The organism is Streptomyces sp. NPDC040405 (genome assembly GCF_055595765.1).
Genome location: NZ_JBVIVI010000034.1, coordinates 1 through 5,604, shown reverse-complemented (window position 1 = coordinate 5,604; position 5,604 = coordinate 1). Strand labels below are relative to the sequence as shown.

The following is a 5,604-nucleotide window of genomic DNA, read 5'->3' as shown; positions in this document are numbered from 1 at the left end:
TCGCGAGAGCGCCTATTCTGGTGACTTCGCCGGTCGCCTCCGGTACCCCGCGCGCACCGCCCCCACCAGGGCGGATGACATTCTCGGCAAGCACAGAGTCCGACAGCCAGGCCAGCGACTCCGCCATCCGGACCGCACCGCCCACACCCCTCACCGTCACCGCAGCCGCTCGGGCAGCCCGGCCGCTCACCACGCCATCGCCGACGCCGCCAGGCGCAACACCGCAAACGCCTCCCGGTGCCCACCGATCGTCGCCGCGCCCCGCCACCGGTCCATGGCCAGCGCCCCCGAACCGCTGCGCTCAGCCTGGCCCGGCCCCTTGTCCTGCGAGCCGTAGCAGGCCAACGCCCGCTACTTCACCGACACAGCCCGGATGTGGCACCAGATCGGTGACTTCCGCCACGCCTACACCGCCCTCCGCGCCATCGAACGCGAAGCCCCCGAGGAAGTCCGCCGACCCGCAATCCAAACTCTCACCGCGGACCTCCTTTACAGCCCCCACAACCTTCCCGGGCTTAAGAAATTCGCCATCCGCACAGGAGCAGCCGCCTAGGGCAGCCGCCGCAGCGAGCTGCTCACCATCATCGATTCTGCCGGAGCCCCTTGTTGCAATCGCCCGGCGCCGCATCAAAGTACCTCTCGTAGCGCTCGGTTGACGTTCGGATTCCGTCCCAGCCGGTAGGCGGGGACGGGCTCGTACCCATTCGACCGGTAGAGCGCGAGAGCTGCGTGGTTGGCTACGCCAGTCTCCAGTTGCATGTGTGCCAGCCCTCGCCGAGCCGTGGATGCGGCAAGGCTTCGTCCGCGTTCGGGACGGCCAGCGCCGTCCCTGGAGCCGGTACGGCGCCTTGGGGGTGCGGGTCCCACACCAGTGGCCGGCCGGTGGCCGTGTCGGTGAGGCCGCCCCGCTCTTTCTCAGTCGTCCGCTCGGCGCTTTCTCAGGCGAGCGCCGAGGCTGACCAGTGCTGCGGCGGTGCCTGATACCAGGACGCCCAACGCCAGTGCGACCGGGTGCTTGGGGTCCGGCTCGCTGTGTTTGTCGTCCGGCGTGCTCGTCGGGTCATTCCGTGGTGTGTCGACTGTCGGTGCTCCCGGCGAGGCGGACGGCGAGCGGGGTGGCACGGATCCGGTCGTGCTCGTGCTGGGTGACGGGTTCGGTGTGGTGGTCGTTCTTGACGTCGAACGGGTGGTCCCTGTTCCCGGCCGCGTGCCCGTGGCCGACCCGCCGGAGGTTCCGGAACCGCTCCCGCTGGCCACCGCCCCCGCGCCTGTCGCGGACGGAGGCCTCGCTCCCGCCCCCGCGCCCGTCCCGGGCCCAGGCTCCGCCCCCGTCTCAGGCCCCGGCCTCGTCCCCGTCGCCTCTGGCTTCGTGACGACGAGCGACTGCAGGACCGTGTCCTGTCCGGGGTCCACCGTGCAGGCCGCGTTCATCGTGCCCACCTGGGTCAGGTTGCCGTTGGCGTTCCTCGGGGTGAGGTGCAGGCCGAGGTCGCCGACGATGACCTTCGCTTTGCCCGGCCGGGTGAAGGTGACGGCGGGCGCGGTGCCCTTGGCGGACATGTCGAACGCGCCAGAGGCCGGGATGGCGGTCCGGGGGATCGTCATGGGCACGGGCAGGCGGCTGCCACCCTGCGGCGCGGACACGGTGGCGGTCCCGTCCACGGAGCCCTCCAGGGTCCTCGCGCCGACGAGCGGGGCCAGCGCGGTTAACCTCGCGTCCACCGTCGCCACACCGTTCACGGCGGCTCTCGGGCTGGAGTCACCAGTTTCGAGCGAACTCGGGATGTCCGTGCTGATCCTCATCGTCACCGGCGTGGTGCCGATCCCCCTGAACGCGCAGGTGTACCCCAGTGTGATCGACACCGGCTGCGCGGAGGCGGGTGGGGTGCCCCACGCTGCCACGATGCCCAGCGCGGCCGTCATCGCTCCGGCGACTCCCAGGGCCGCCGCTCCGGTGCCGTGCGTCCGTGTGCCGCCGCGGGCCGTGCCGCGCCCGACGCTCATCGGCTCCCGCCTTCCGTCGGCTGTTCGTGTTGCAGGTGGGTCTCGGCGAGGCGGTCCCGCAGCTGTGCGTGGCGGAACTGGTAGACCGCGCCGGTCTGGCGCAGTACACCTCGCGCGCGGGCGTCCTCCAGGAAGGCATTCACCCTCCAGGGGAGGCGTCGTGACAGGGGCAGCCAGAGGCGGACCAGGACCGCCCACCGGCCCCACGCGCTCAGCGTGCCGACTCCGACCGCAGCCGCGAGTCCGGCCCCGATCCCGGCCGGGAGGCCGAGAGCGAAGCCGTTGAAATGCGTGACAACGGTTCCGTGTCCGAGCCCAAGGACCAGCCCCACCGCGGCCGCCTGGACGAGCACGATGGTGCGGTTCTTGCGCAACAGATCCATCGCGCTGACCGTGTCCTCCGGCTTGGCATCCGTTTCGAGCCAGGCCACCAGCGCCAGGACGATCCCGACCGTCAGTCCGAGTAAGGGCCCGGCCACGACCCAGGTTCCGAAGAGCCCGGCGACCAACGGCCAAGGGCAGGACAGGAGCGCCGCGTAGACCGCGAGTCCGCCACCGAAGATGATCCCGAAAACCAGTCCGCCGGCCAGTCCGCCGCCGACTCTGGGCAGGAGGCTCTCCCGCACTCTCCGCGCCCTCAGCCCCATCGACTCGCCGCGCACCCGAATCTGCAGGTGGGACGGCTTGAACGCGCCGGCGGCCTCGATCTTCGACCCGAATCCGTGTATGAGCCCGAAGGCCAGTCCGATGCCCAGCATGTTCAGGAACATGTCCATGAGCATCGTCGGGTAGTTCCTCATGAGGGCATGGACAAGTGCGACGGCCGGCCCCGACACGAGCCCGCACAGGGCCCCGGAGACGGCCATGCGCGCGGGCAGGCTCATGGTCGTGCCCAGCTGCCACCACTCGATGTCCTGTGCGCCGACAACGGGGGCGTCGGACTTCTGCGCGTCCGTCTTCTGTTTCTTCAGGTGCGTGGCGAGGTAGCCGAGCCAGTGGCCCGCGCGCTCGGCGCTCCAGCCTGGGCGTTCCCGGACGGACAGGTCGGGGATGGGGTCGTACGTCCTGGGGACGAAGGCGTCCAGAAGATGCTTCTCCAACGCGTCCTGCTCGCTGAACTCTGCGAGTTTCAGCAAACATTCAGGATCGCCGCCGGACGCGTGGAATGCCTCGGCCATGGTGAGCATCAGGGGAGTGGCCAGTACCGCGGCGAGCCGTTTGGCCGGCTCGTCGCAGTGGCTGCTCAACCGGTCCAGGACGGGCGCCCATCGGGTCGAGGGGGCGAGGCGGTCGGAGTAGTCGTCGAAGGTGAGGCTCGTCAGTTCGATCCCGGGGAAAAGCCCTGTGATCGGATCGATGGCTTTGAGCGCTTCTTTACGGCTCGTCAGCAGCAGCGGCAGTCTGAAGGACCCGAGCTGCTGCAGCGCCGGTTTGTAATGGTCCCTCGCCATCTCGTCGAACCCGTCCAGGATCGCCAGTACGTGGCTCCCCGAGATCAGTTCGCTGGCCCATGTCCTGTTGTCGGGCAGCCGCCTGGCCAGGAAAGGGTGATCCCGCTCCAGCCGCTCGATCAGCCATTTCCACAGAGGCGTGGCCGTGGGGTCCCATGATCCCAGACTGAAGATCACCGGCACTGGTCCCTTGCCGGTCCACTCAGGGTCTTCCAGCCGGGCCTGCGCGAAGCGCCGGGTCAGGACGGTCTTCCCCGAACCGGCCTGCCCCAGCAGCAGCAGTTGACTGCGCCTTTCCTGCAGGTAGACAGCCGCGATGTTCTCCAGCGGACCTTCCAGGTACAGCGGGGAAGCGCTGGCCAGTGCCGCCGAAGTCTTCCGGGCAGCGATTCTCCAACCGGTCAACTCCTCGGGCGCCGCTTGGCAACGCACGGGCAGCGGATGCCCGCGCTGCAGTTGCTGCAGGACCGGGTCCCGCCCCAGCTCGGCGAGGACTCTTTGTGCGAGGTTCTGGAGGTTCTCGGCCGACGTGATCAGGTGGCGGCTTGACCTGGAGATGATCGTTGGGTTGTCTCCGGTTGCGATGGGCGCGTAGTTGTTGCCTCCCACGGCTACGGAGCGCATGCCGTCCGAGGTGACAATGGGCGTGCGGTTATCGCCCCTCACGGCCGTGGAGCCCGTGCCGTCCACTCGCCCACGGAACGGGACTCTCACCGGCGGGGGGCGCCGCCCACGCCGTCGCCGGTGGAGATGTCCCCGGAATTGTCCCCGCCCACGGCAACGGAGCGCTCGCCCGCGGCGTGGACGGCGGGAGGAGCCGAAGGCGCCGGGAGGAGGGCCGAGAGGTCCTCGATGAGGCCCGGTGTGTCCGTGAGCGCCGTGCGCAGCGCGATCCTCAACTCCGCGCGGCGCAGGGTGAGCATGTCCGAGTCCGCGCCCGCCTCCGCGAGACCTTCGACCGCGGTGTGCACAGGGTCGGAGTCGGGGGCCGTGTCGGCGTCACGGTTCAGGAGCCTGTCGATGAGGCGCTGCCCCAGCCGTACGGTCGCATTGGCGGCCTCGTCCTGGGTTCTGGTCAGCACACTCACGCCGTAGGCGACGGCCGCGGCTTCGGCGGCCGGCACGATCTGGTCGAGCAGTGCAGTGGTGTCGGGCACAGGTAATCTCCCTGCGGCACAAGCGAGTCCGATGCCCCGATGCTAGCCATGCGGGCACCCGCGTCGCGCGGTTTTGCCGCATACGTCCGAAAATACGTCAGACTCGATCTCTATTCAGATGATTAGGATCGAATTCATCTGTCATTCGATCACTTCCGGAAGTCCGGGCGGTCAGGTCGGCGTAAGGTCGCGAGCGTGCGCGATCGCCGGGGTGGTGCTGCCAGCCAAGGGCGGCGCCGCGGTCAAGAAACCGCGCGCGACCGCAACGCCCTCGCCCACTGGGGACTGAGCGCCCGCCGTGCTGCTGGTCTTCCTCGAACACTCACCTGCTTCCCGGGCTCAACGAGGCCGGGACCGCCGCGGCGGAGACGACCATGAACATGGCGCACTCCCAGCTGCGCGGGATCACTGCGTACCTGGCTGGACGCGGTGGTTTGCCTTTGCGCTAGCGCACCCCCTCGCCCGGACCCAGGGGCACGTGCAGGACATCTATGGCGAGGTTCCGGTCGAGCCGCGGTGCTCCTCGCCGAGAACCGAGAGCCATCTGATTCATCGCACCTCCCTGCGAGGCGCGCCTCGTGACTGGAAGGGCCGAGGCGACCTGCCTAAGATAGATTATTTGCTCCCGCTATTTGCAGGGTGTCGCGAGTTCTCCCCCAGAGGGCGATCAGCACCGCCGGGCGGGTCTGTCAAACGAGCGGTGTAACTGGGGTTGTTGGTTACTGGCGGGCTGCTGAGAGTCGGCCGTCGAAGGTGATGTCGAAGGCGTTCAGCGTGGTCTTCCAGCGCATGGTCCAGCGGCCCTGGCCCCTGCCGGTGGGATCGAGAGACATGATCGCCATGTAGACGCACTTCAGCGCGGCCTGCTCGCTGGGGAAGTGGCCGCGGGCCTTGACAGCCCGTCGTATCCGCGCATTCACCGACTCAATTGCGTTGGTGGTGCAGACGATACGGCGGATCTCGGTGTCGAACCGGAGGAACGGGGTGAACTC

The 5,604-nt window shown here is 68.9% G+C and carries 4 protein-coding genes; all 4 read right to left on the bottom strand.

Annotated elements, in window-relative coordinates; all coding sequences use genetic code 11:
* Nucleotides 1-915: 915 nt before the first annotated feature.
* A complete protein-coding gene (locus ACZ59A_RS44820; protein WP_470971639.1) occupies nt 916-2,004 on the bottom strand; it encodes a DUF6801 domain-containing protein in 1,089 nt (362 codons plus the stop codon).
* Nucleotides 2,001-4,145 (bottom strand): NACHT domain-containing protein, encoded by a 2,145-nt coding sequence (locus ACZ59A_RS44815; protein WP_470971636.1) that lies wholly within the window; start codon nt 4,143-4,145, stop codon nt 2,001-2,003. Before ACZ59A_RS44815 ends, ACZ59A_RS44820 begins: the two co-directional genes overlap by 4 nt.
* 20 nt (nt 4,146-4,165) lie before the next feature.
* Nucleotides 4,166-4,612 carry a hypothetical protein gene (locus ACZ59A_RS44810; RefSeq protein ID WP_470971634.1) on the bottom strand — a complete coding sequence of 149 codons (447 nt, stop codon included), beginning with the start codon at nt 4,610-4,612 and terminating at the stop codon, nt 4,166-4,168.
* A gap of 719 nt (nt 4,613-5,331) precedes the next feature.
* Nucleotides 5,332-5,604, bottom strand: a 273-nt coding sequence (locus ACZ59A_RS44805) for a transposase (protein WP_470971632.1), incomplete at its 5' end; no start/stop codon positions are given.

Bases quoted from the DNA above. Each gene is read 5' to 3' on its own strand.
- ACZ59A_RS44820 (WP_470971639.1), bottom strand. From the start codon at position 2,004: ATGAGCGTCGGGCGCGGCACGGCCCGCGGCGGCACACGGACGCACGGC.